The organism is Arenibacter hampyeongensis, from assembly GCF_002909255.1.
Lineage (GTDB): Bacteria > Bacteroidota > Bacteroidia > Flavobacteriales > Flavobacteriaceae > Arenibacter > Arenibacter hampyeongensis.
The window spans coordinates 83,097-105,939 of the sequence record NZ_PIOB01000009.1 but is presented as its reverse complement, the minus strand read 5'-3'; the positions used below and the strand labels follow the sequence as shown (position 1 = coordinate 105,939).

At 36.1% G+C, this 22,843-nt stretch carries 24 protein-coding genes and 1 pseudogene; 10 read left to right on the top strand and 15 right to left on the bottom strand.

Going from position 1 to position 22,843, the window contains the following annotated elements:
* Positions 1-4 precede the first annotated feature (4 nt).
* The 8 genes from CWD91_RS18430 to CWD91_RS18395 form a co-directional block, all read right to left on the bottom strand.
* Complete coding sequence (locus CWD91_RS18430; RefSeq protein ID WP_103442451.1) at positions 5-253, bottom strand: hypothetical protein; 249 nt, start codon at positions 251-253, stop codon at positions 5-7.
* Positions 254-325: 72 nt separating this feature from the next.
* Positions 326-1,255, bottom strand: coding sequence for a TlpA family protein disulfide reductase (locus tag CWD91_RS18425; RefSeq protein ID WP_103442450.1), 930 nt, complete (start codon positions 1,253-1,255; stop codon positions 326-328).
* Between the two features lie 152 nt (positions 1,256-1,407).
* Positions 1,408-1,761 carry a hypothetical protein gene (locus tag CWD91_RS18420; RefSeq protein WP_103442449.1) on the bottom strand — a complete coding sequence of 118 codons (354 nt, stop codon included), beginning with the start codon at positions 1,759-1,761 and terminating at the stop codon, positions 1,408-1,410.
* Between the two features lie 270 nt (positions 1,762-2,031).
* Complete coding sequence (locus tag CWD91_RS18415) at positions 2,032-2,481, bottom strand: RES family NAD+ phosphorylase (RefSeq protein WP_103442448.1); 450 nt, start codon at positions 2,479-2,481, stop codon at positions 2,032-2,034.
* The gene (locus tag CWD91_RS18410; RefSeq protein ID WP_103442447.1) at positions 2,482-2,904 is read right to left on the bottom strand and encodes an antitoxin Xre/MbcA/ParS toxin-binding domain-containing protein; all 423 of its coding nucleotides are present in this window, start codon (positions 2,902-2,904) and stop codon (positions 2,482-2,484) included. It abuts the gene before it with no gap.
* 90 nt (positions 2,905-2,994) lie between these two features.
* Positions 2,995-3,333 carry a cyclic-phosphate processing receiver domain-containing protein gene (locus CWD91_RS18405; protein WP_103442446.1) on the bottom strand — a complete coding sequence of 113 codons (339 nt, stop codon included), beginning with the start codon at positions 3,331-3,333 and terminating at the stop codon, positions 2,995-2,997.
* Positions 3,334-3,381: 48 nt separating this feature from the next.
* A complete protein-coding gene (locus tag CWD91_RS18400) occupies positions 3,382-4,518 on the bottom strand; it encodes a TlpA disulfide reductase family protein (protein ID WP_192877697.1) in 1,137 nt (378 codons plus the stop codon).
* An 18-nt stretch (positions 4,519-4,536) separates the two neighbouring features.
* A complete protein-coding gene (locus CWD91_RS18395; RefSeq protein WP_103442444.1) occupies positions 4,537-5,148 on the bottom strand; it encodes a recombinase family protein in 612 nt (203 codons plus the stop codon).
* Between the two features lie 436 nt (positions 5,149-5,584).
* Between CWD91_RS18395 and CWD91_RS18390 the strand changes: the two genes are divergently transcribed.
* From CWD91_RS18390 to CWD91_RS18365, 6 genes are all read left to right on the top strand, one after another.
* Entirely contained in the window at positions 5,585-6,445 is an 861-nt protein-coding gene (locus CWD91_RS18390; protein ID WP_157943835.1) for a hypothetical protein, read from the top strand.
* A gap of 283 nt (positions 6,446-6,728) precedes the next feature.
* Positions 6,729-7,031 carry a hypothetical protein gene (locus tag CWD91_RS18385; protein ID WP_103442442.1) on the top strand — a complete coding sequence of 101 codons (303 nt, stop codon included), beginning with the start codon at positions 6,729-6,731 and terminating at the stop codon, positions 7,029-7,031.
* Between the two features lie 292 nt (positions 7,032-7,323).
* Positions 7,324-8,001 carry a DUF6064 family protein gene (locus tag CWD91_RS18380; RefSeq protein ID WP_192877696.1) on the top strand — a complete coding sequence of 226 codons (678 nt, stop codon included), beginning with the start codon at positions 7,324-7,326 and terminating at the stop codon, positions 7,999-8,001.
* 37 nt (positions 8,002-8,038) lie between these two features.
* Positions 8,039-8,620 (top strand): Crp/Fnr family transcriptional regulator, encoded by a 582-nt coding sequence (locus CWD91_RS18375; protein ID WP_103442441.1) that lies wholly within the window; start codon positions 8,039-8,041, stop codon positions 8,618-8,620.
* Between the two features lie 77 nt (positions 8,621-8,697).
* On the top strand, positions 8,698-9,183 hold the full coding sequence (locus CWD91_RS18370) for a cupin domain-containing protein (RefSeq protein WP_103442535.1): 486 nt from the start codon (positions 8,698-8,700) through the stop codon (positions 9,181-9,183).
* A gap of 73 nt (positions 9,184-9,256) precedes the next feature.
* Positions 9,257-9,688: a cupin domain-containing protein gene (locus CWD91_RS18365; protein ID WP_103442534.1), complete on the top strand. Its 432-nt coding sequence runs from the start codon at positions 9,257-9,259 to the stop codon at positions 9,686-9,688.
* Positions 9,689-10,054: 366 nt separating this feature from the next.
* On the opposite strand, the gene CWD91_RS18360 is transcribed toward CWD91_RS18365, so the two are convergent.
* Positions 10,055-10,297, bottom strand: a complete 243-nt coding sequence (locus CWD91_RS18360; RefSeq protein ID WP_103442440.1) for a hypothetical protein — start codon at positions 10,295-10,297, stop codon at positions 10,055-10,057.
* 152 nt (positions 10,298-10,449) lie between these two features.
* Between CWD91_RS18360 and CWD91_RS18355 the strand changes: the two genes are divergently transcribed.
* Complete coding sequence (locus CWD91_RS18355) at positions 10,450-10,944, top strand: YybH family protein (protein ID WP_103442439.1); 495 nt, start codon at positions 10,450-10,452, stop codon at positions 10,942-10,944.
* Between the two features lie 150 nt (positions 10,945-11,094).
* Here CWD91_RS18355 and CWD91_RS18350 read toward each other — a convergent pair.
* Positions 11,095-12,672: pseudogene (locus tag CWD91_RS18350) on the bottom strand (IS1182 family transposase).
* Between the two features lie 225 nt (positions 12,673-12,897).
* Between CWD91_RS18350 and CWD91_RS18345 the strand changes: the two are divergent.
* From CWD91_RS18345 to CWD91_RS22835, 3 genes are all read left to right on the top strand, one after another.
* Positions 12,898-14,298 carry an amidohydrolase family protein gene (locus tag CWD91_RS18345; RefSeq protein WP_103442438.1) on the top strand — a complete coding sequence of 467 codons (1,401 nt, stop codon included), beginning with the start codon at positions 12,898-12,900 and terminating at the stop codon, positions 14,296-14,298.
* Between the two features lie 204 nt (positions 14,299-14,502).
* A complete protein-coding gene (locus CWD91_RS18340; RefSeq protein WP_103442437.1) occupies positions 14,503-15,717 on the top strand; it encodes a DUF3500 domain-containing protein in 1,215 nt (404 codons plus the stop codon).
* Positions 15,718-15,985: 268 nt separating this feature from the next.
* The gene (locus tag CWD91_RS22835; RefSeq protein WP_103442436.1) at positions 15,986-16,627 is read left to right on the top strand and encodes a hypothetical protein; all 642 of its coding nucleotides are present in this window, start codon (positions 15,986-15,988) and stop codon (positions 16,625-16,627) included.
* A gap of 372 nt (positions 16,628-16,999) precedes the next feature.
* On the opposite strand, the gene CWD91_RS18330 is transcribed toward CWD91_RS22835, so the two are convergent.
* From CWD91_RS18330 to CWD91_RS18310, 5 genes are all read right to left on the bottom strand, one after another.
* On the bottom strand, positions 17,000-17,521 hold the full coding sequence (locus CWD91_RS18330; RefSeq protein ID WP_103442435.1) for a hypothetical protein: 522 nt from the start codon (positions 17,519-17,521) through the stop codon (positions 17,000-17,002).
* A 212-nt stretch (positions 17,522-17,733) separates the two neighbouring features.
* Positions 17,734-19,368 carry a tetratricopeptide repeat protein gene (locus CWD91_RS18325; RefSeq protein ID WP_157943834.1) on the bottom strand — a complete coding sequence of 545 codons (1,635 nt, stop codon included), beginning with the start codon at positions 19,366-19,368 and terminating at the stop codon, positions 17,734-17,736.
* An 804-nt stretch (positions 19,369-20,172) separates the two neighbouring features.
* Complete coding sequence (locus tag CWD91_RS18320) at positions 20,173-20,577, bottom strand: response regulator (protein WP_103442433.1); 405 nt, start codon at positions 20,575-20,577, stop codon at positions 20,173-20,175.
* A gap of 132 nt (positions 20,578-20,709) precedes the next feature.
* Entirely contained in the window at positions 20,710-21,615 is a 906-nt protein-coding gene (locus CWD91_RS18315; protein WP_103442432.1) for a leucine-rich repeat domain-containing protein, read from the bottom strand.
* An 11-nt stretch (positions 21,616-21,626) separates the two neighbouring features.
* Entirely contained in the window at positions 21,627-22,517 is an 891-nt protein-coding gene (locus CWD91_RS18310) for a leucine-rich repeat domain-containing protein (RefSeq protein WP_103442431.1), read from the bottom strand.
* Between the last annotated feature and the right edge of the window lie 326 nt (positions 22,518-22,843).

Here is a 22,843-nt window from a genome sequence, read left to right as displayed (position 1 = left end):
TTCCTTAATCTAGAATTTGAATTTCTATTAATCCTCCATCATTCAAGTTAACAGTCAATAATTGATTTTCTTCATAATTGGGGTTATCATTTATTAAACATTTGACCTTTATTTTATCCACACTGCCATTGTTGAAATTTTTTTCAACTAGAAGTGCTTTGAAAACACCTTGCAACTGTACTAACTGTAATTTAGTTTTACCGTCCTCAGTATTTTTAAGTATACCCCTAAGCAATGCTATTTTATCTGACATATTTTATATCTTTTATTTGAACTTTTAGTTAACTAAGTTCTTTATAGCCAGCTGACTTTTATCAAGTTTATATTATCTTTTTTCATAAACTTTCAATTCTGCATTTACAAATTCAGTCAATTTCTTTTCATTAGTTAAATATTCTTTTACAATTGGTAAATAATCCAAGTTTCCATAATTTCCCAATTTATTTATAATTATATGTCTAGGAATTCCGGTTATTTGGTAATTTTTACGTGTTATAACTTCGTTTTTAGAGATTAGCTGTATTCCTTTTGGCATTTTTATTTTAAGATATTCCTTCCACTTTTCGGAGTCGTTGTCTAAAGAAATATCAATAAAAACTACTTTAGAGTTATCTTTGAATTCTTCTTTGAGCCTATCCAACTCAGGTTTTTGAGCTAAACAAGGACCACACCAAGTTGCCCAAAATGAAAGATATATTGTCTTTCCTTCTAATGTCTTTAAATCAAATATTTCATTTTCTATTGTCAAAAAGGTTTCACTAGGCAGTTTTTTTTGTTCAAAAGCGTTAAAATTCCAAAGTACTTTTGCATTAAATAATGTCCTTCCATCGGTTGAGAGACCAAAACCATTTTGTTTAATGATTAGTGGTTGATTTAAAAGAAAAAAAACAAAAACCATTGACATTACACTGGCTAAAATAATTCTAATTTTTCTAGAAATTTCTTTATGAGCAATAGCTAACGCGGCACTTGAAAACAGAAATAAATAAATAGCAAAAGGAAAATAAAAACTATCGAAAGGGACATAAATAAAAAAAAGTCCAATAAATAAAATAGAGATGTATTTTAAGTTAACTTTTCTACAAATTGTACCAGCAACGTAAAAGGCAATAATGGTTATTAATATCGGAATCCACCTTAAATTTTGGGGCTCATATATTCCTATAAGATCAAATTGAAAAAGTGTAAGTACTAAGAATATAATTACAAATATAGATGCTAACCCCAATAACATTCGCGAAATTGTTTTTTTCATAGTTCAGTTCCAAGTTTGCTGGCAATATACAGATATAGTAACAAGTTACTATATTTCTGTTTTGTGAATACTTCTAATTTGCGGATTTATAAATCCTTTATTTGAACTTTCGATTTTCTATATGTTCGCCGACAATGTGTCCTTACTCATTCCTATTTAGACTTTTGATTTGACAAAATTCTAAGCTTTTCAAAATATTTATCCCAAAGTGTAGCTTCATATTCTAAATGATTTGATGGATTCGTGGCATCGTCATAGAAAAATACCTTTGTTATTACATTATTATCATCCATATGAACAGAGGTAGGTCCATCTGCTAGTTCCATTAATAATTTATCCGAAAGCGTACCATAATTAGTATAAATAAAATCTTCTTCAGGAATATGCTTGAACAAATCATTTTCTCCTAAAGGCTTATATTCCCTGTTAAAAGCTGTCCAATGACCTTTATCGTTTCTTTTAATGCCGTAAGGCAAATTGATTTTGAAAAAATTACTGAGTGCCATATTTATTAAATTTTAAGATCTTCCCAACCGTTTTTATCATCTCTATCGTCAAGCACACCCCTACTTAATGCTTCATTAAATATTGTGAATGTAGGATTTGCACAAGAGCAAGTGTCGGTATGTCCTCAATAACAAATTTTGTCTCCGAACTCGTCTTTGCCTTTATTTGTTAATTCTTACCATTTATGATATCTACTTTCCATATTTACTTGAATTTTCACTTTGTACTTTTTTGCCGATATGGACTGTCTCCTCATTATGGACCAATCTTCAAAGTAATCTTTTGTCCCAGTTGAAATCCTCTATACCTTCTATGGTTATTTCTGAAAAATCAGGGTGTTGTGTATTAATGACAAAATTAAATTCCTGTTTAATGATTGCGGAAGGTACTTTTAACACTGTACTGCTCCTTTTCGAATACCAATCACTCCCATATTTTTGTGTGGCATATCTATTCTCTAACAAATGCCAGTCAATCGCTAGCTTCTTTGTATCCACAGTATGTATAAAGTTGTTTTTGTCAGGGATGTTTATAATTACCATTTTGTATTTAATTCCCTCCATAATCGCATTTCTATGTGCGACTAGTTCAAGTGTGGCCAATGACCGACTTGATGAAGCATAGATAACATATTGCTTTTCCATATTCCACCGATTGGTCCTACCTGAGGCCTCAAGTTTTTCGGCGTATTTCTCCCTTGTTATCCTAAATAACTTCATTTATATGTTATCTCCGTATTCAATGGCAACAAGGCGGTCGTCTATCATCCTTATTCCACTAATGGTATTCAAGAATTCAATAGGTTTCCTATTGTCCAGGAATACATTTTTGCTATCTAGCCAATGACTGAACCCCTCTTCCGAACCGAATACTTCGGAACCATGCCTGAGAAGTGAAATAAGCATAAGAATATGTTCTTTGGTGTCTACTTTGGTTTTGGAAATATCCTTTGTATAGCTGACGAATGTTTTTGGAGCTAGGTTCAACAAGGATGAAAGAATCTTATCACTCGTATTGGCCTTAGCCCTTAAAACTCTGACGTGGCCTGAATTAAACTTGTTCTTTTCCAAATAATTCACGACCCAAGAAGGATCAAGTTCTATAGGAATACTTTTAAATATATTTTTTTCAGCAAGGACCATTGTGGTAATTTTACATTATTATATACGTAAATTTACTAATTCTGAACGAAATCACCAAAATTTAAAAATTACCTTTATTTAACTTTGGTATTAATCCTCGGTCCTTAAATGTTTTATATAGTTATTCAAAAGCCCCTTTATTTGTTCAGCGGCAACCGGATTTGCAGAATGAACCATAAAATCTAGATTTCTTAAGTCTAGTCCAGATTTATAGACAAGCCATTTCGCCGCGGCTAATCCATCTGGGGCAACTTTGCCATCTTCTCCCAGACCAAGATCATTGTCGAAACTTATATAATTTGGAAGTCCATTTTTTTCTATGTATCCAACAAATTCATCATAAGTGCGAACAATATCGAACTCAGATTCCATTGTTTTATCATATACCATTTCAATGGTTCTTACATCATCTAAGAATAACTTCTTCAATTTTTATATCGTCTTTTTGAACTTTGTTCAGCAATTGTTTTGGTTTATTCAAAATACTGAAAGATCTAATTTTTCTTTAACTCCCTCAATTCCCCCTCTATATATAATTTTTCCCTTTGGGTCTATTAATATATAAACAGGAATGCTTAAGACATTGTATTTTACATCAATCGCTGTCTGAATTGCGTCAACATGTGGCCACAAGTCTATTTCATCTTTTTTAATGGCCTGTTGCCATTTATCCTTGTCTCTATCTACTGACAATCCAATAATTTCAAAATCTTTTGTGCGGAGCTGTTGGTATAATTCTACCAAGAACGGATTGGACTTTCTACAAGGTTCACACCAAGATGCCCAAAATTGCAATAACAAGAATTTGCCTTCATAGTCTTGAAGAGCTATTGAGTTTCCATGGACATCCTTTGTGCTGAATGCAGGGGCAACATCACCAACCATTGAAGGCTCCCTTGTAACTAAATTTTTTATTACCTCTTGACCATAATGCCCATTCTTGATTTCGGAATCAAAATTTTCATATATTGTCTGAGCAGAATCTTTGGGAATAAATTTTATGTAACTAAACAAATACAAAGAGCTTAAATGCGATGAACGGTTTTCACTGGCATACACGAGATTCTCTTTACGGATTTCACTTTGTGTATCCTCCCATTCTTCCTCCAGTATTTTCCACTTCCCAGTAGCCTCGGGAGATCCCTTGTCCAACTCCTTTAATATAATTTCACGTCTAATCATATAGGAGTCAAAACGACTTGTTAGCGGTTTTAGCAATTTATCCATTTTTTCCTTTTCCCTCTGGGCGTTGGAGCCGGTAATTTTCGCCTCTTTAAACTTACCCATTATAAGGTCGATTTTTATTTCACCAGGTTCTAAAAAAAAGCTGACATAATTGGGGTCACTGGTTAATGAGGAGTCAGAATATAGTGAAACTATAATAGCGCCATTTATAGTATCCTTGAAGAAAAAATGGCCATTTTCTATTGGGATTGCAACTTCTTGATCTTTATAAAATAGAGTTAACAGTTTAACAGAATCCGTTACAGTTCCTTTCAAAATAAAGGCACCATTCTTGGGTGGTTCTTTGCAATTTAGAAATAACAAAAAACTGAAGGTAAGCAACCAAGCTCCCAAATGTAACCTCCTATTAAATATATTGTTTAGTTCCAATTTCAATTGAATTTTTAACTACAAGATTTTATATGGCCTTAACTTTCCTGTAAGCCCTCTATGCCTTAAATACTTGTAATACGTTGCCCTAGAAATATTCACTCTCTCGCAAATTTCAGAAACGGTTAATTTACCCTCTTTAAAGTACTGTTCGCAAATTATGGCTTTTTGTTGATTTTTATTGCTGATTCCCGTAGGTGCACCTAATATTTTACCCCTAGCTCTCGCAGAGGCCAAACCGGCCTTGGTTCGCTCAATGATAATATCCCGTTCTAACTGTGCTAGGGCAGCGAACATGTTTACAATGAACTGGGAATGCGAAGACTTGTCCGTGGTATCCAAAAAAGGTTCGGTAATGCTCCGGAACTTGACCCCTTTTTCATTGAGTTGGTTGATGAAGTTTGTAAAATGAATCAAGCTTCTGGCCAGGCGGTCCAATTTCCAAACAACAATCGTGTCCCCTTCACGGGCATAATCCAGAAGTTTGCTTAAGCTTTTACGTTCTTCTTGAGAACTGGAAACCTTATCCGTATAAATGTTCTTTTTATCAAGACCTTCTTTTAAGAAGGCGTCCAATTGCAGATCCAGATTCTGTTCATTGGTACTTACCCTGGCATAACCAAAAATCATAGCTAAAAGTTTAAATAAACCTCAAAATACAAACTAATTATTTAGTACGCTACTTTAAACTATTTAAAATCAATAAATATTGTAAGCCTATAAAGTTTAATAAAACGGTCGTTTAAATGTACGAATGTAGTTCCATAAAAGGTCAATTAACGAAACTATTAAAAGAGACCGCGTTTGGGACACTCTAAATATTAGCCTTCTGATTCTGCAAATCAGTTTTAAAAAAAGGCTGTTTTATGGTACTAAGACTTAGCAGGAGTATTTGATAGGTTAATTATAGGATTTCCAATCATCGCTAACCTTCAAGGGGGCGACCCTAGTAAAGATTTATTATCTTAGTTCTATAAGTGGGATTTAATCAATGATGCTATCCAATTGTTGGCATTCATTATAAAAAAGAACCATGACTCGGACCTTTATTTCTTTAGTAATTATTGTGCTTTTTTTTTCATGTAATCAGGCTCTTAATAAAAGTCCTGCAAAACCAATAACAAATAGCATCTCTATCTTCGAAATATATCTTGAAGATTCAGTTAAAGTAAACCACTTTAGTAGTTTTCTACGTGACACTCTGAAACTGCCTGTTGAATGGGAGCCCTTTGACATATTCGGTAACGATGTGGTATATGATGCTGCCTTTCATTTAGGAAATACAACTTTGGAACTTTTATCAGTTAGCCCCCCTATGGTTGGCATTAATAAAGAGGCCAAATACAACAGAATATTGTTTCATTCAGAAAATATAGATTCAACTTCCATTGCCATTTCCAATGCGGGCATAAATCATGGATCTCCTTTCGATTTTAAGATTATTTCTAAAGACTCACAAGTTACAATAGGAAAACAAATCAATCTTGATTCAATGAGCAAACGGTCCAATGTCAACATTGCTTTTTGGCAATACCTAGATCCTGGTTACAATTTTGCTCATAGGACCATTAAAGGACAAACAAAGCAAAAACTTGATGCAAAACTCAAAGCCGCAATGAAATCCAACCCACTAGGAATTGTCGGACTTAAAGAAGTTCATTTATTAATTAATCAATCGGCAATAAACGATTGGCGGAAATTATTTGGAGATGATGCTGCCAACAAGTGGGTTCTTGAGAACGGACCAATAATTTCATATACTCTTTCAGATGAAAATATCGGCGTAGATTGGATAACATTGGTGGTTCAAAATTTGGACAAGGCAAAAGAATTCTTATCCCAAAAAAATATTCTTTCAACTCAAAATCAACGACTTGCTATAAATCAATCCGCTATCAACGGATTAAAAATATATATTGAAGAATAAAACGGAATGCCAACATTGGCTATAATTCAGCTTTCCGTTGGACAAATCAAAAACCATATCTTTAAAAAACGGCTGGATTCCGAACTTGAAAAATCCTGACGGATTTGCCAAGCCGAAATCATAGCCTGGACCGTTACCTACAATTCGCACATAAAGAAACTCTATTAATTTTTTGAACTTACGAGTTAAATTTATGTAGGAAAATTAAATTAAATTTAACCAATAGTCAGAATTGAAAAAAAGGAGATTCAACATATTCTATTAATTTCTTCTCTTAAGCGGATTGATTTCCTGTGAAAATGATTCTCCTGACGAAATTATTAGAAAAGTTGAAAGAGATTATGAAAAAGAATACGGATCCGACCTTATAATGCACCGAGATTGGGAAAGGTACAATGGGATGGATGTCTATAGGTTTGCTGGATGGACGGTTGAAGATGACCGAAATTACACCGAGATAAATTCAGACGAGTGGATTATTTTATTCTGTACGGACAAAAAGTATAAGATTCTTAAACATACAGGATACCTCCCGATTGACACTATTATAAAAATAAATAATATTAAATGTTTACCTGAAAAATAGAACTGTAGGTAACAATTGCTATAACAAATAGGGCGTTAAGTGCTGTATTTAAAGGCTTGGGCGTGTTTGGAAAGTCCGCCAAATCTTTTGATTTGGCTCTTGTAATAAAAAATTAAGAACAAAATGCAAAAGCTCTGGCTACGTGAGCGGCCGGAAACTAAAAGTTTCCCTACCCGCCCTATTTGCTATTGCAGAACCGTTAACGCTGGAGTAATGAATTGTCCTAATAAGTAAAAAAAGTAAATCATCTATAGTTTGTACTTTAGTTAAAGTCAAATAAAAAAGGATTACTATGGAGATACCATTCACGATAGAGGAATTCTTAAACACCTTTAAAAACTACAATGAAAGCGTTTTTCCAGCTCAATATTTCACCTACTTATTAGGTGTTATTGTAGTTGTAAATCTTTTTAGGCCATCAAGGAATTCTGGAAAAATAATTAGTGGTATTTTAAGCTTGTTTTGGCTTTGGATGGGTATTGTTTACCATATTATCTATTTTTCAACAATAAATAAAGTTGCAATTGTTTTTGGAATCGCATTTATTATTCAGGGAATCTTATTTTTAATAGTTGGAGTTATAGCTGACAAACTAAAGTATGAATTGGAATTATCAAAGATTGGTGTAAGTCAAATAATTGCTATTGTCTTTATTATTTACGCAATGATTGGCTATCCAATATTAAATCAACTATTTGGACATTCATATCCATATTCCCCGATTTTTGGATTAGCACCTTGTCCTACTGTTATATTTACTTTCGCTGTTTTATTATTATGTTACCAAAAAAAATCAATCTATCTATTAATTATACCCTTTTTATGGTCGATAATAGGTTTTTCTGCTGCATTTAATTTAGGAATGATTGAAGATTATGGTTTAGTTATAGCAGGAATTTTAGGTTTAATATTTATCTTGAAAAATAAAAGAATGATATCAAAAAATAAAACAACGAAAGCTAGCAGGTAACAATGGTAACCGTTGTAATCAATAGCTAATTTAAAACATGACCTACTATTTACTCTTAAACGAATTAAGACGCATAGTTATATTCCCTGACAAAGATTTTTTGAAGGCAACTCCTTTGCTTGAGAGGATTCAAGTAAAGAAGGGAGAACACCTGTTAAAAGCAGGAGACATCTCGAGGAAAGTATATTTCATAGAGGAAGGATGTTTGAGACAATACCTTATTAACAGTAATGGCGAAGAGAGGAATATCTATTTCAAAGTAGAATGTGGCTGGTGTAGTGAGTTGGTCAGCTTTTTAAATAATTCGCCAACAGAGTTAAACATCCAAGCCCTTGAGGACTGTCAACTGTTAGCAATAAATCAAAAGAACTGGATATATGCGGTGACTCATATTCCCCCTTTTGCCATGTATTTTATAAAGGCACAACAGCAAACGAATTACATGCTAAAAAAGCGATTAGGAGAAGCTACAGTTGAAACTCCTGAAGAAAAATATACGCGCTTTCTTAACGAAGAATCACACCTACTCCAGCGTTTACCTTTGTTTCAAATTGCAGCATACCTCGGGATGACACCAGAAACATTGAGCCGCATTCGAAAAAAAATAGGTTCAAAGTAATTTCTTGATTCAAATCAAGGGTCTAACCATTTCTTGCCGGTATCTTGCAACCTAAACAACTAAAGAAACCAGCAATCATGAAAAACAATACAATTAGAATTGGACAAACCACAATTGATTTCTTGTTGGAAGCATCTGACACAAATGGATCAGTAGCCATGTTTGAATTTGGCGTACCTACTGGAGCCAGAGTGCCTCCTCCTCATTATCATGAACACTATGATGAAACGATTTACGGGTTAGAAGGAGTAATCACATTTACTGTTGAGGGCAAACCCATCGACATCGCCCCAGGAGAATCTTGCTTTATTCCTCGGGGTGCAGTGCATGGGTTTAAAAATCGTACTCAAGAAAATGCTAAGGCTTTGGCCGTAATTTCACCCGCTCTTATAGGACCCAATTTCTTCAAAGAGTGTGCAAAAATCGTAAACGCTGGCGGACCTCCGGATATCAAACAGCTCAAAATGGTAATGACCCGGTATGGTTTGGTGCCAGTGATCCCGAAATTCATTTACATCTTACTCATTATCGTAAATACTATAAAGAAACTATTTGCGCATTAGAAGGCGTCATCACTTTTACCGTTAAATGCTTAGTGCCGGTATCTTTCACTCTAAACAACTAAGGAAAAATATCATGAAAAATGACACAATCACAGTAGGACAAGTAACCATTGACTTTTTGCTGGAAGCCTCAGATACAAACGGTTCCGTATCCATGTTTGAATTTGGCGTTCCGGCAGGAGCCAAAGTTCCCCTTCCTCATTATCATGAACATTATGATGAAACTATTTACGGATTGGAAGGGATTATCACTTTTACTGTTGAGGGCAAACCTATCGACATTGCCCGTGGTGAATCTTGCTTTATTCCTCGCAGTACTGTACACGGATTTAATAATCTAACACAAGATAATTCCAGGGCTTTGGCCATAATTACTCCGGCACTTCTTGGTCCAAACTTCTTTAAAGAGTGCGCTGAAATTGTAAACGCAGGCGGACCTCCGGATATTGAAAAACTAAAAAGGGTTATGACCACACATGGTTTGGTTCCTGTATTACCAAAATAACGACAGGAGAAATGTAGGGAGGTTCGCAATCCATCTTTTCATTCGCTCTTTACACCAATCGAAACTATTCTGTACTTTTTCAAAAGGCTACAGGTTTTCTTGGGAATCGGTCACCCAATTAGCGAAAACCAATGCTCCCTTTATAATTTCCAGAAGGATTGCGTTCGGTCCTTCTCCACTTGTGAGATCTGTGCAGTTGTATGCAACTCGTTTCCCGTAGGTACTATGACCTCCCCGCCTGAACGATGCATTCGGGCAGGTGCTGACTTCTCCTTTATATCAACACGTAATTACGGAGACCTCCCTAGGTAATGGCATCTTCCCCGCCTGTACCTGACGGGCAGGTTTCCCCGGTCCCTGTCGTATCTACATAAATGCACTTTTGGTATTCTTTTGGGCGTTACAATGATGTGCTTGCTTACCCGTGCATACATGCCTCGTATCCGGTTCCTGTTCGTCCGTACCGGATTTTGTAGTCCCGTTTCCTTCAGTCCTAGCTTCGCAGCCAGCAACCTTGCGGCTTACTAATGGTTCAAAGAGCCTGTCCTGAGCGAAGTCGAAGGGTTGCCCCTGATTATAAGGGACTTGCACCCTATAGATTAATACCATATCTTAGATATGGTAAGGATGCTCATGCTGGGCACACACATTACCTAAAATGCATTAAAACGCATTTTAGCCTAACCGTTGTGGGCAAGCCTTCTCGACAGTTGAATGTTATAAAGACTTAAATTTTCAAAAAACCATAAAATCCTTTAATTATGAAGCAGAATAGAATTAACACGCGAGTCAATTTCTTGTTGATGAGTATGTTTTTTTTTACTTCTTGTAAACCACCCTCTCCTGCGGTTCTAAACGATTCGGACAAGCAATACATCAAAGATTTAACTACAGCTGCTCAAGACGGGTGGAATCGAGGAGACAGGGAACCTTATGTTAACCGATTCTCCACGGACGCTGTTTTCATGCCACCTAATATGGAAACAGTTGTTGGTAAAGAAGCCATTCGGACTTTTGCTAATTCATTTCCCGAAATCAAGCTTCGCTATAATGTTATAGAAATTATGGGTTCCGCTGACTATGCTTATGTTCGAGGCGCCTTTACCGTTACCAATCCAGCGGACACACTTTTAGACAAAGGAAAATTTATTAGTGTCTGGAAAAAGTTCCCTGATGACAAATGGTTGTTGACTCATGACATATTTAGCTCTGACCTGCCAGTACCAGTTACTCAGAATACCGATCAGAAAAAATAACATCATAGGCCAAAAGACTGACACAGATGCGACTGAACAAAAAAAAGAAATTATGATGAAAGCTAGCCCACAACAAAAGTAACCGTTGCACAAGCCCATAATTTATAAAACAATTGCTTTGGTAACCGCTTTTTAATTGGGTTTTGTTTTTTAAGTTACTGGATTTGCATGTAATTTTGGAAGCCCTAGAAGCAAGCTTTTAAGCTTAAATGCCCCTTTTTTTATAAAAATCGACAAAGCAAGCATCCCTGCCCCACTTTTTGTGCGTTTTCCTGAGAATTTCAGGTATTTTTTGATGTTGTAGGCAATGGCCGATTGCTGTATTGCCTTGTTGGCCTGTGCCAATCCCAATGTGTTGATCTTCCTTAGCTCCATAAATTGGGTAAGGGTCCCGAAGACGGGCTCCACCGTACTCTGGCGTTTGCCCTTCATATACCTTCCCTGCGGACCGTTCACCCTTTCAATGTTCCTTTGGTATTCCTCCCGGTAATAGGTGACGCTGAACTTCTTTTCCTGTGCCGACCTGCCCAGGCATTGCTCCCTGATCGGACAGCCCGTACATATGTGCTTCCTTGCCCTATATTCCTTCTTCCTGGTCTGGGTACGGCCGTCCAAAAATTCCTTGGTAAACGGAATGACCTTGCCCTGTGGGCAAACATAATGGTCCTCATTTTGGTCGTAAACGAAGTTCTCCGGACCTCCCCTATACGTGCCGTTCGGAGGAATAAAACTTTTAAGTCCCTTCTGTTCCAATAATGCATAGTTCTCCCCACTGCTATAGCCCGTATCCGCCACACAATTTTCCCATAAAAGGCCCTCTTTCCATAAACGTCTTTGTACCCTTTTCACGATATCGGGCAGCTGTTGGTTGTCCTTCCCATCGGCGTGGTACGCCTTGATATCGGTGATCACATGGCTTGCCGTATCCACCGCAAGCTGGGATAAATAATTGAGCTTCCTGGCCTTGCTCGGTTTTACGCTGATACGCACATCGGGATCTGTTGGGCTATAGTGCGTCTTGTTCGAGGTGTATTTGCTCCCCTTGTTCCCCGCCCCCGGACGCTGGTCCTGGTCCATGGCCCATTTCCTGTTGCGGGAGGCAATCGAGTCCAGCTCCTTTTTGGAGACGGTAATGCTTTGTTGTTCCTTGTCCGCCCTGCTTCCCTTGGATTTCCTAAAAGGGACTTTCTTGTCCATCGAACTTATATGCCGTATTCTTTTCAGGTGCTCCCCCAGTTCCGCTTCCGGGACCTTTAGTTCCAGACTGTCCATACTGGCATTGGCCTTTACCGGGGCACTGTCGATCCCCTGGGTATGTCCGCTGACCATCCCCTTTTCGACGCACATGCCGAAAACTTTGACGAATACCGATTCGAACACGTCTTCCGGGAACAACTGGCGCGTTCGGCTGATCGTACTGTGCCAGGGCAGTTCCTCGTCTATGTCATAGTCCAGAAAAAAAAGGATGTCCAAGCGTAAACTACAATGATCCACCAACTTTCGGTCGCTGGTCACGTTCTCCAGATAGCCGACCAGGCAAAGCTTAAAAAAGACTACGGGGTCGATGCTCTTCTGGCCGCTCGATCCTTAATAAGATCTGGTCATGGGATAGAGGAAATCCAGATCGAGGATTTCCTTCAGCCGTCTGTAAAAATTGATCTCCGCAACCCGTTCACTGAGCTGGAAACAGCTGAAGAGTTTTACTGATAATACTTTTTTTCCTTGCATAACTAAAGTTACGATCGATCCGCCACTCCACAATAATCATGACCAACTTTTTTGCTAACTTGTGCAACAGGCACAACGTATAAAAAAAATAGCGGTTTAAGTGCTTAAGCGAAAGAACAAATAATAACAAATAGGTCATTATAACCAGAAAAGTTAGGCGTAAAATCCGCTACTTATCATATAAAAGACCGTTATCAGCAATAAAAAAACTAATTATGAACATTGATGCATAAACTACCTGTCTATTGCTTTACTTTGATTCTTATGGTTGCCTGTCAACCTAAAACCAAAGAAAAATTTGATTTACTAATTATCAACGCTTCGGTTATTGATATAGCTAGTGGCAAGGTTTCACCTGGGAAGTTGATAGGTATCAACAAAGACACTATTCAAGAGTTAGCCAATATGGCATCTGCAGATAGGTATGAGTCTGACCAAATTATCGATGCCAAAGAAAAGTTTGTCATGCCGGGCTTGTGGGACAATCATGTCCATTTTAGGGGAGGTGATTCCCTGATCAACGAAAATAAAGACTTGTTGCCTCTATTTATTGCCCATGGTGTAACTACCGTCAGGGATGCCGGTGGTGATATTGCACAGAGCGTACTTGAATGGAGAAATGCAATAAGAGTTGGAAAACTTGAGGGACCCAATATTTTCACCTCAGGGCCAAAGTTAGATGGTACAGGAGCATTTTGGCCTGGGTCAATTCCGATTGACAAGTTAGAAGATATACCACCTGCCTTGGATTCGCTGGAAGATCTGAAAGTCGACTTTGTCAAAATCTATGCTAGCTCACTATCTCCGGAACTGTATTACCGTATTATAAAAGAGTGCGAAAAGCGTGGACTTAAAGTAACGGGACATATACCATTGTCCGCTGATCATTTTGCCGCTGTTGAATTCGGCCTTGATGGTGTTGAGCATCTTTTTTCATTTCTAAGCCTGGCTTCTCCAATCGGGGATAGCTTAAGGCAACTAAACCTAGGTTTTGGCATGTTTCCACAAATTCTTGAAACCTATGATGAAGATCACGCAAGAGAATCTATTGCCAAATTGGCATCAGAGGATTTCTACGTCACCCCGACTTTATATGTATCACAGGTGATAATGCAATTGGATGATCTTGATCTCGCTGTGGATACCCTTTTGCCCCTGATAGGACCTGGCATTCAAAAAACTTATGAAAGAAGGTTAAAGCAATCGCAAAACCGGGATTATGAAGGAAAGCAATTGATGCTTGATATGGACATTCGGGAACGGAGCTTGGTGCTACCGATGTTTCAAGCTGGGATAACTATTCTGGCCGGATCAGATTGTGGTCCATCCAATTCGTATGTTTATCCAGGGGCCTCTTTACATAGCGAATTGGCATTACTCGTTGAGACGGGACTCACTCCTCAGGAGGCTTTATCAACGTCAGTCATAAGCGGTCCAAAGTTCTTTGGGCTTGACGAATATTATGGTGCTATTGAAGAGGGGAAGGTGGCTCATATAATTATGCTCACCGAGAATCCTCTTGAGAATATTGAAAATATCGGAAGTATAGATTTGGTCTTGAAAGGAGATAATATTTACGATAAAAGTAAACTTATGGCATTGAAAACACCTATGAAAACTCAATGAAAGCCAGAATTTAGTCCTAAGAATCCAATGTTACAGCACCCCAAATATCAAAGTGCTTTAAAAAACCTTTAGTATGAAATTACAAAAAGGCTGATAACATTATGTATGAAATCATAGCCTTACAAGGCAAATATGCAAACCAAAGCTACAGATTCATACAACAGATTCATACCTTTACCCTAGCTGCAGCTTAAAACACCATTAATGATTCAATATATACTCATAATATTTATACTATTCATTGCTTTTAGTTGCAAACAGCAATCAGCTCAAAAGGAAAATAACAATACTTCGGAAAATGTTGAGAAAATTAATCCCGTAAAAGAACGTTTTGCTAAAATGGAGGCAGATGCCCTGAAAGAGCCTTATGTTGGAATTTTTTCAAAAGATAGCGATTCGACTGATTTATTTCAAGTTCGTTCTACTGGAGTCTCAACTCTACCGATTCTAAAAGCTGCTGAAAGATTTTTAAAAAGCTTGTCATCTTCACAATTACAACGAACTACATTTGACATAGGTAATGAGGAATGGAGGAAATGGTGTAACGTAGACAATGGAATATATGACAGACAAGGTGTTAGCATAAAAGAATTGACCCGAATTCAAAAGAAAGATGCTTTTAGGCTAATTCAGGAGTCACTAAGTGTGAAAGGACTTGAACTCAGTAAGGACATAATGAAGACTGATCAAACACTAAAAGAGCTAAATAATGGTTCATTGGATTATGATGAAGAATTGTATTTTTTTACTGTAATGGGCACTCCTTCAATCATTGAACCTTGGGGTTGGCAATTGGATGGGCATCACTTGGTAATAAACTACTTTATTTTAGGCGACCAAATTGTAATGTCGCCTGTATTTATGGGAGGAGAACCAATAATTACAACTTCAGGAAAATATAAAGGCAATACCCTTTTTCAAGATGAACAGAATTTTGGTTTAGCCTTAATGCAGTCCCTAAATCAAGAACAACAAAAAGAAGCTACAGTTACGAACGTAAAAACCGTTAATAACAATGTGGCCGAGGCCAATAAGGATAATTTAACTCTCAATTATGAAGGGATTCGGATCTCGAAATTTTCTAACGAACAAAGGCAAAAACTATTGGACTTGATTTATTTGTACATAAGCAATATTCGAGAGGGACACGATAAAATTAAAATGGAGGAAATAATGGCCCATATAGATAACACTTGGTTTTCTTGGGTTGGAGGCACTTCTGAAGATGCTGTTTTTTATTATCGAATTCACAGTCCGGTTGTACTAATTGAATTTGACCATCAGAGAGTAGTTGGAGTTCCAAGGGCAGACGACGGAAAACCATCAAAAAATCATATTCATACAGTTGTTAGGACACCAAACGGTAATGATTACGGTAAGGATTTATTGAGACAACATAAAGAGAATCATCATAATTAAAAATTAAAAGCCAGCAGCTAAACCATAAAATTAACCAGCCCGACAACATTGTCCTGGCGGGTTGCCCGTTCCCTACTACTTCTGAAAATCCTGCCACGCCCAAAAGCGTGGCAGGACGGATTTTCAGATTGATGTATAATTGCAAAGTTAAGTGCTAAACCACCTAACTACTCATACGATCCGACCGTTGTTCACAAAAAGATTGAGAAAAGTGCTAATAATAAAAGTTGAAAGCAAACTAGCCGATTTTAAAAATAAATAACACACTATGGAAAGAGCTTATAGGCATACTGGCTATTTTATGCTTCTATTAGTCCCGATGGTGCTTTTAGGGTTTTACAAAACGTATTTCAGCCAATTACCCGACTTTAACTCGAAGATCACTTGGGCTCACCATTTACATGCGGCAATAGCTTCGGTCTGGATAATGATGCTTATACTTCAACCCTTATTGATTAGTAATAGAAAGTTTACTATTCATAAAATGGTTGGAAGGTTGTCCTATGTTGTTTTTCCGTTGCTTATACTTTCCTTTCTTCCAATGATAGCAATAAAAACATCCGCTGCCCCTGCAGTTAATATTTTTGTTCCTATAAGCGATTGTATCATATTGACCCTTCTGTATTCGTTGGCAATATACCACAGGAGAAAAATGTCATATCACATGCGCTATATGATCGGAACCGCCATTGTTTTTTTAGGGCCAACATTCGGACGGATCGGCGCCTTGTTACTGGGATTATCGGAAAGGGTCACCCAAAACGTTCAATACACCATAATATATCTGATACTATTAGGGCTAATAGGGCTTGACAAAAAACACCACAAAGATTTTCGCCCCTACCTATTAATGTTAATCATTTGGATTGTCCATCAAATAATATTTAATCTCTTGTTTGGTCTTAGATAAAAACTAAAATCTTAAAATGCTGTGTACAATAACATTGGTAACTGTTGCGCAAGCCTAAAATTTATAAAACAATGGTTTTGTCAACCATTTTTTAATAGGGTTTTAATTTTTAAGCTGCTGGATCTGCATGTAATTTTCGAAGCCCTGGAAGTAAGTTTATAAGCTTAATGCAACTTATGTGTTAAACTTAATAATCCTAGATTTAACTGTTATGTTTTCGATTGGTAAGTCATCCTGGATTTCATTCAGCTACGTAAATTGTAGTAAAGTTTTAGCTTAGTAATATATTTAAGGCAATAAACCTAGTTAGGGTATTCTCATCAATGATAAAATCTAAGCATTGATTAATGGCATCGAGTACCAAATTATCGTCTATGCCTTAGTTGGTACTATCCTAACCGATTTAATTTTTTTATCCTTTTTCAACTCCACTTGGTATACTGAAATATTAGGTTTGTTTTGGGAGTATTCAATGGAATACGATATATTGTTGAAGGCCCACCCTGGATAATCCTTCGCCAGTTTACCACTAATACTATAAGGCAATTTTATACCGGTATAAAATTCTTCACACCGAATAATAGTGCCCTTATAATTATAAACTGCCTTAATAACATTTTCATTGTCTTGAAAAACTACGGTATAGGTAATGGACTTATTACTACTGTATATAGGTTGGGCCTTGATGTCATATTTTGCCGCCAACTTCTGTAATTTCGTTACGCTTGCTGCAACAGATTTAACTGCCATATTTTCTAAATACTGTCTGTTTAAACTTGTAGTTTTTTTAGAAGTTAGTGTACTGGTATTGTTGGCAGCTAACTCCAAAGTGTTTTGGGAATAAATAAAACTGGTAAAACCAAAAATGAACAGACCAAGAATATATTTTTTCATGTTAGATACGGATTTAAAAATTATAATTAATTATTTAAAACCATTAATACAGTAAAAGATTTGAATCAAGGTTCTGATATTGAGGTCATACTAAAGTATAGAATATGGGGCTATAAACCTTAAGATAGACATAGACAATTAATGAACAGCTGATAGACAATAAATAGACAATGGGAAAAAGTGAAGCTAGGAAAAGCCTAATATCTCGGCACTTACAAATTTTGTATAAAAAAATCCAAATTGATATTTTCAGGTAGGTCGAGTTTTTTTCTCAGGCGATAACGACTAGTATTTAAGGAAGCTATAGTTATATTTTGAAGTGTTGCAATACTGTGACTTTTAATTTTTAAACGAATTAAAGAGCATAACCTGATTTCATTTTTGCTTAAATTAGGATACCTATTGGTGAGTTTGCTATAAAACGCATTACTCAACTTATCCAGACGTTCAAAGAATTCTTGTGTATTACTGTCAAAACTGATTTTGTTGGCAATATCTTGGTCCAAAGCTTCAATCAGTACATTGCTATCTTTAGGATTTGCATATTTGATTTTCTTTAAGCGATTCGCAATATGTTTCGCCCATTCTTGGTTTTGGGTTAGGTTAATGGCGAAATCCGTAAGGTCCCTTTCCTTGGATTTTATTTCAAAATTAAGCTGTACCACTTTTAAAGCTGAATTTTCAAGCTGCTTTTCTGTCAACAATTGTTGGTTCTTAAGATGGATTAGATGCTGTCGCCGACTAAAAACAAAGAATAATAATAGGATAATAAACACAGACGATACAAGCCCTATAATCCATAACTTCGTCCTTTGGTTTTTGATTTTGTTTTCTTTTTGTAATCGATCGATTTTGAAATTAAGAGCTATCCTGTCAATCGTGATATTATTGAGTTCCTCTTGCCATTTTCTGTCCGCATTGGAAGTAACTTTTTGAATACTGTCCGCGTACTTTTTAATGAATTTAGCAGTGGTATAAGCAGCATTAATATTATTTTCCTTTTGTAGCAATGCCTCTTTGGCTTGTAGAAATTCCAATCGCGATTCAGCGTTTATAGTGTTTTTGGAAGGATAGGAAGCAACAATGCTGTCCAGTCCACCAAAAGCTTTTCGTGCCTCTTCCAATTTATTCAAATGAATATTGGCAACAACCAATTGTGCTCCACTACTTATTAATCTAGGAATATCTTTGCTTAGGGATTTTTCATTAATGGCATGCTTGTAAAACTCAAAATTGGAAGCATATAACCGCTGTGCCTTTTCGTAATGATTTTGTTCTACGTATATGTCGGCCATATTATCACGAATACTTCCAATTAAGGTATGGTTCGGAAATTCGTACTCCATGATCTGATAGGCCCTCCTAAATTGGGACAAGGCAGAATCCAATTCTCGTTTATGCCAATACAACAATAAACCATAGTTATTGATTGCTGAAGGATGGTAGATATAACCAAGTTCCTTTGTAAAATTCATATTGATTTTATGCTGTATGGCAGCACTGTCCAAAAGGCCAAGTTGAGCATAATTTTCAGCAAGAATACTATGTGCATAGTTTCTCATCTCTATATAAGTTTCCCGCTCCGATGCTAATAATTCATTTTCATGCAGTTTATAATATTCGAAGAATTCCAGATATGACTTAATAGATTCTTTTGGAAACCCTATTTGCATAAACCAATTGCCTGAATGCAGGTAACTGTCCATTATAACGGTGTAGTGGCCCTTGATTTTAGACAATAGATCCATACGCTTAAAATGCATGGATAAATATCTCTGTAATTGTGTTCCACTAAAGGAGGAACGTCTAAAAGTACGGATATCGTTTTCAGGAAACGAAATGGCCATGGTATCACTGATCGCTTTATATTCATTAAAGAAAACATCGCTTTCTATGATATTATTTTGAGATGAAATTTTGGTAGTGCCTATTGTAAATAATGCAAATACACAAAATATTGATTTTACATAAATTAAGTGAGAATTTTTGTTTCTTGAAAAATACTTCCGTGTTTGCAAAAATCCCAAGCTATATATATCAAATTGAAACATCCCGGCTAAAATAATTTTGGCTTTTTAGAAGCCTTTAAATAGAAGTTAACTTTGTCAAGGTAGTTTTGATAGCCGTATATTATGTCCAACATCACCTTATAAAAATTAATAAATTATTAGAATAATATAATCAAAAGTTGAATTATAAAATCTATTGTTGGAATAAATCTACATTACTAAAATTTTACGAACTATTCCTGAATTATAATCTGTGGTTACCAATATAGGCTTTTTTTAAACCATTTACTATTAAGGATTTTGTCCATTTGGGTGATCTAAAACCTCATGATTGCCTTTTTCCCGTTTCGTGGAGAAGAACTACGAAATGTTTCCACCCAGCTCAGGCGAGTTTGCATAGTGCATTACAAGGTGTATTACACGCTGCTTAGAAGTAAATCGGGGGAATAGTTGCTTGCGTATTCTGTGCGAGCTTGAGGGCAAGGCCAGATACTAAACAATAAATTGTATTTAATCTGTATAATTTCAGTTATCGCTGATTCCTCTAAATTTAAAATACCATTGGTAATTAATAAATAAGTTTTTTCAAATATGTTACATCATGATTCTTATTAATGCTCCATGGTCTTTTCCCTGAGTAATTTACTTAACAATTTGCACAATATCGAATATTTGTTCCTTGGTCAGTGGCTTATTGATATAGCCACTGACCAAGGGATGTTCCAAACTTTTTTGACGAAATTGGGGGTCATTGGAGGATGTTACCATTACAATGTTCAAAAATCCCGTGAAACACACCGATAAAAGCGAATCCAAAAAATCAAAGCCATTTATTTCTTCCATGTTAATATCCAATAATACCATTATAGCGTTACTAGTGGATATTACTTCTTTTTTCAAATCATCAAGTGCATCTAAAGGATTATTATACACTTTTATATCCCTCGCGATACCTGTATTTTTTATAACTTGAAAATGCAAGAGATTAATAGTTTTATTATCGTCAACTATGTAAACGGTATCGTAGGCTAATTTATCGTATTTCATTTCGACTGATTTTTATTAATTAAATATCCCCATTTACTGAGCACTTATAAGACCTTAATTGTATTTCCAATAATGATACTTTATCTCAACTAATTTAATTTATCGGATTAGAAAAAACCTGGAATGCATACGCTATTCTTCATCCATATCCTCAAATTTGGTATCTGCCAGTCTTGATTTTTCCTCATGAACATTTGGCACCTTGGACTTTTGGTCTGGACGGTCATAATCGAACACAAGAAACTGTTGCCTGTCCATAGCATTGATACCTTCGAATGAATCAAACTTATTGTTCTGTATTTGTAAAACCTTAAGATTGGCTAGTTGGCCAAACTCAACAGGGATTTCTCCACTTAGGTTGTTATTGGACAATACAAGTTCTTTTAATAAGTTTAGATTACCTAATTCCCTTGGTACCGATCCAAACAAAGAATTCTCAAACAGTCCAAGGACTTCCAATTTTGATAGTTGGCCCAATTCATTCGGTATTTCTTCCCAAAGTTTATTACTTGACAAATTCAATATCTTAAGGTTCTTAATGAGACCAAAGCCAATTGGGATACTTCCTGAAAGGAAGTTATTAAATGCGGAAAATTCAACTAGATTCTCTATTTTTCCAATTTGTCGTGGGATACGACCACTGAGCCCATTCATTTCTATCTTTAAGGTTTTCAAATTTGCCAAATTAGTAATCCCAAGTGGTATTGGCCCACTCAGTTTATTAAAGGCTAGATTGAGCACCGATAGGTATTCTAGTTGACCTAGACTTTCGGGAATCTGACCAACCAGATTATTTCTAAACAAGTTAATTTCAACTACATTACTTTCGACTACTTTAATACCATACCAATCTGAGACCGGTATTTCCATGTCCCACTTATGTACCCAATCAGAACCATTGGTTTTTTCATATAAATCCACAAGAATCCATCGTTCAGCTTCGGAAACTTTCTCTTGCGCGCTTAGGTTAAGACCTAAAAAAGAAACTATGGAAAAAACCTTAATAAATTTAAAATGATTCTGAACCGGAATTTTCATGGTCCTAGTTTTTAATCAATTACATCCTCAAATCCCGTACCCACCATTCTTGTATCAGTTTTTATAAAAAAACTTTTAATATCCGTATGAATTGTTTTAACAGGTTTACCATCATAATCGAATACGGCCATATTTACATTTTTGTTTCGAAGTGCCAAAATTTGGAGTTCATCCAAATTATTGTCCTGAATTTGTAAGAGATCCAGATTGGGAAGTGTTGTTATTCTATAAGGAACTTCACCGGTCAAGCTGTTTCCTGAAAGGTCCAAGGCCTTTAATGTATAGATTTTTCCCAGCTTTTTTGGAATTTCACCTTCCAGCTCATTTCCTCCCATTTCCAAGCGAACCAATATATTCATATCCCCAATTTCCTCTGGAATAATTCCGGTTAAACTATTATGGGAAAGGATTAAGGTTTTCATATGGCCCATATTTCCAATACTAGGGGGAATATTCCCACTAAGGGAATTGCCAAAAAAATCCAATATTTCAATATTCTCCAAATTCCCAATGTTTTTAGGAATTTCTCCTGATAATTTATTTCTTCCCAATCTTAGTACGGTCAATCGCCTTAACAGAACTATGCCTTCAGGAATACCTCCCTTTATTTCATTAAAGGCTAGGTTCAAACTTTTTAGATGTTTTAAATCACCTAACGAACTGGGAAGGGTTCCCGTTAGATGATTGTCGAATAATTCCAGGGAAACAATTTTATTGTCTTTTATACCTACCCCGTACCAGGAGTAAACAGGACTGGAGAGATTCCAAGTTATGGTCCACGCCCCGCCGTTGGTACTATTGTAAAAATCTAGGAGTGCTTTTTTTTCTGTTGGGGAAACCTCCGCCAAAATGGTTGATGGCAGCACAAATAACAGAATGAAAAAATAAAAAAATCTTACCATTTGACCTATAGTTTTAGTAAATGTCCAAATAGTTGTTATTTCAACTTGAATATTATTTATTGATGTATTTTCCTACAAAGACTAAAGTAGTCATATAAACGCAAAAAAGTTTAATACAAGTGGTGAAATTCAATAGATATGCCTGTTTTTGTTGTGAAAAGCCCGAAACCTGTGGCGACCATTAATTTAAACTGGCTAATTGTATCTACACTTTTATAGTATTAATCTAAAAATACAGGGTCATAAAATATTGGATAGAAATTTCATAGGATTATCAAATTAAGAACACTCTTTAAAAAATATTGTGATCATAAGGTATGATTTAA

Bases quoted from the DNA above. Each gene is read 5' to 3' on its own strand.
- CWD91_RS18430 (WP_103442451.1), bottom strand. From the start codon at position 253: ATGTCAGATAAAATAGCATTGCTTAGGGGTATACTTAAAAATACTGAG.
- CWD91_RS18425 (WP_103442450.1), bottom strand. From the start codon at position 1,255: ATGAAAAAAACAATTTCGCGAATGTTATTGGGGTTAGCATCTATATTT.
- CWD91_RS18420 (WP_103442449.1), bottom strand. From the start codon at position 1,761: ATGGCACTCAGTAATTTTTTCAAAATCAATTTGCCTTACGGCATTAAA.
- CWD91_RS18415 (WP_103442448.1), bottom strand. From the start codon at position 2,481: ATGAAGTTATTTAGGATAACAAGGGAGAAATACGCCGAAAAACTTGAG.
- CWD91_RS18410 (WP_103442447.1), bottom strand. From the start codon at position 2,904: ATGGTCCTTGCTGAAAAAAATATATTTAAAAGTATTCCTATAGAACTT.
- CWD91_RS18395 (WP_103442444.1), bottom strand. From the start codon at position 5,148: ATGATTTTTGGTTATGCCAGGGTAAGTACCAATGAACAGAATCTGGAT.
- CWD91_RS18380 (WP_192877696.1), top strand. From the start codon at position 7,324: ATGGAGATACCATTCACGATAGAGGAATTCTTAAACACCTTTAAAAAC.
- CWD91_RS18375 (WP_103442441.1), top strand. From the start codon at position 8,039: ATGACCTACTATTTACTCTTAAACGAATTAAGACGCATAGTTATATTC.
- CWD91_RS18370 (WP_103442535.1), top strand. From the start codon at position 8,698: ATGAAAAACAATACAATTAGAATTGGACAAACCACAATTGATTTCTTG.
- CWD91_RS18365 (WP_103442534.1), top strand. From the start codon at position 9,257: ATGAAAAATGACACAATCACAGTAGGACAAGTAACCATTGACTTTTTG.
- CWD91_RS18360 (WP_103442440.1), bottom strand. From the start codon at position 10,297: ATGGTATTAATCTATAGGGTGCAAGTCCCTTATAATCAGGGGCAACCC.
- CWD91_RS18355 (WP_103442439.1), top strand. From the start codon at position 10,450: ATGAAGCAGAATAGAATTAACACGCGAGTCAATTTCTTGTTGATGAGT.
- CWD91_RS18345 (WP_103442438.1), top strand. From the start codon at position 12,898: ATGCATAAACTACCTGTCTATTGCTTTACTTTGATTCTTATGGTTGCC.
- CWD91_RS18340 (WP_103442437.1), top strand. From the start codon at position 14,503: ATGATTCAATATATACTCATAATATTTATACTATTCATTGCTTTTAGT.
- CWD91_RS22835 (WP_103442436.1), top strand. From the start codon at position 15,986: ATGGAAAGAGCTTATAGGCATACTGGCTATTTTATGCTTCTATTAGTC.
- CWD91_RS18330 (WP_103442435.1), bottom strand. From the start codon at position 17,521: ATGAAAAAATATATTCTTGGTCTGTTCATTTTTGGTTTTACCAGTTTT.
- CWD91_RS18325 (WP_157943834.1), bottom strand. From the start codon at position 19,368: ATGGCCATTTCGTTTCCTGAAAACGATATCCGTACTTTTAGACGTTCC.
- CWD91_RS18320 (WP_103442433.1), bottom strand. From the start codon at position 20,577: ATGAAATACGATAAATTAGCCTACGATACCGTTTACATAGTTGACGAT.
- CWD91_RS18315 (WP_103442432.1), bottom strand. From the start codon at position 21,615: ATGAAAATTCCGGTTCAGAATCATTTTAAATTTATTAAGGTTTTTTCC.
- CWD91_RS18310 (WP_103442431.1), bottom strand. From the start codon at position 22,517: ATGGTAAGATTTTTTTATTTTTTCATTCTGTTATTTGTGCTGCCATCA.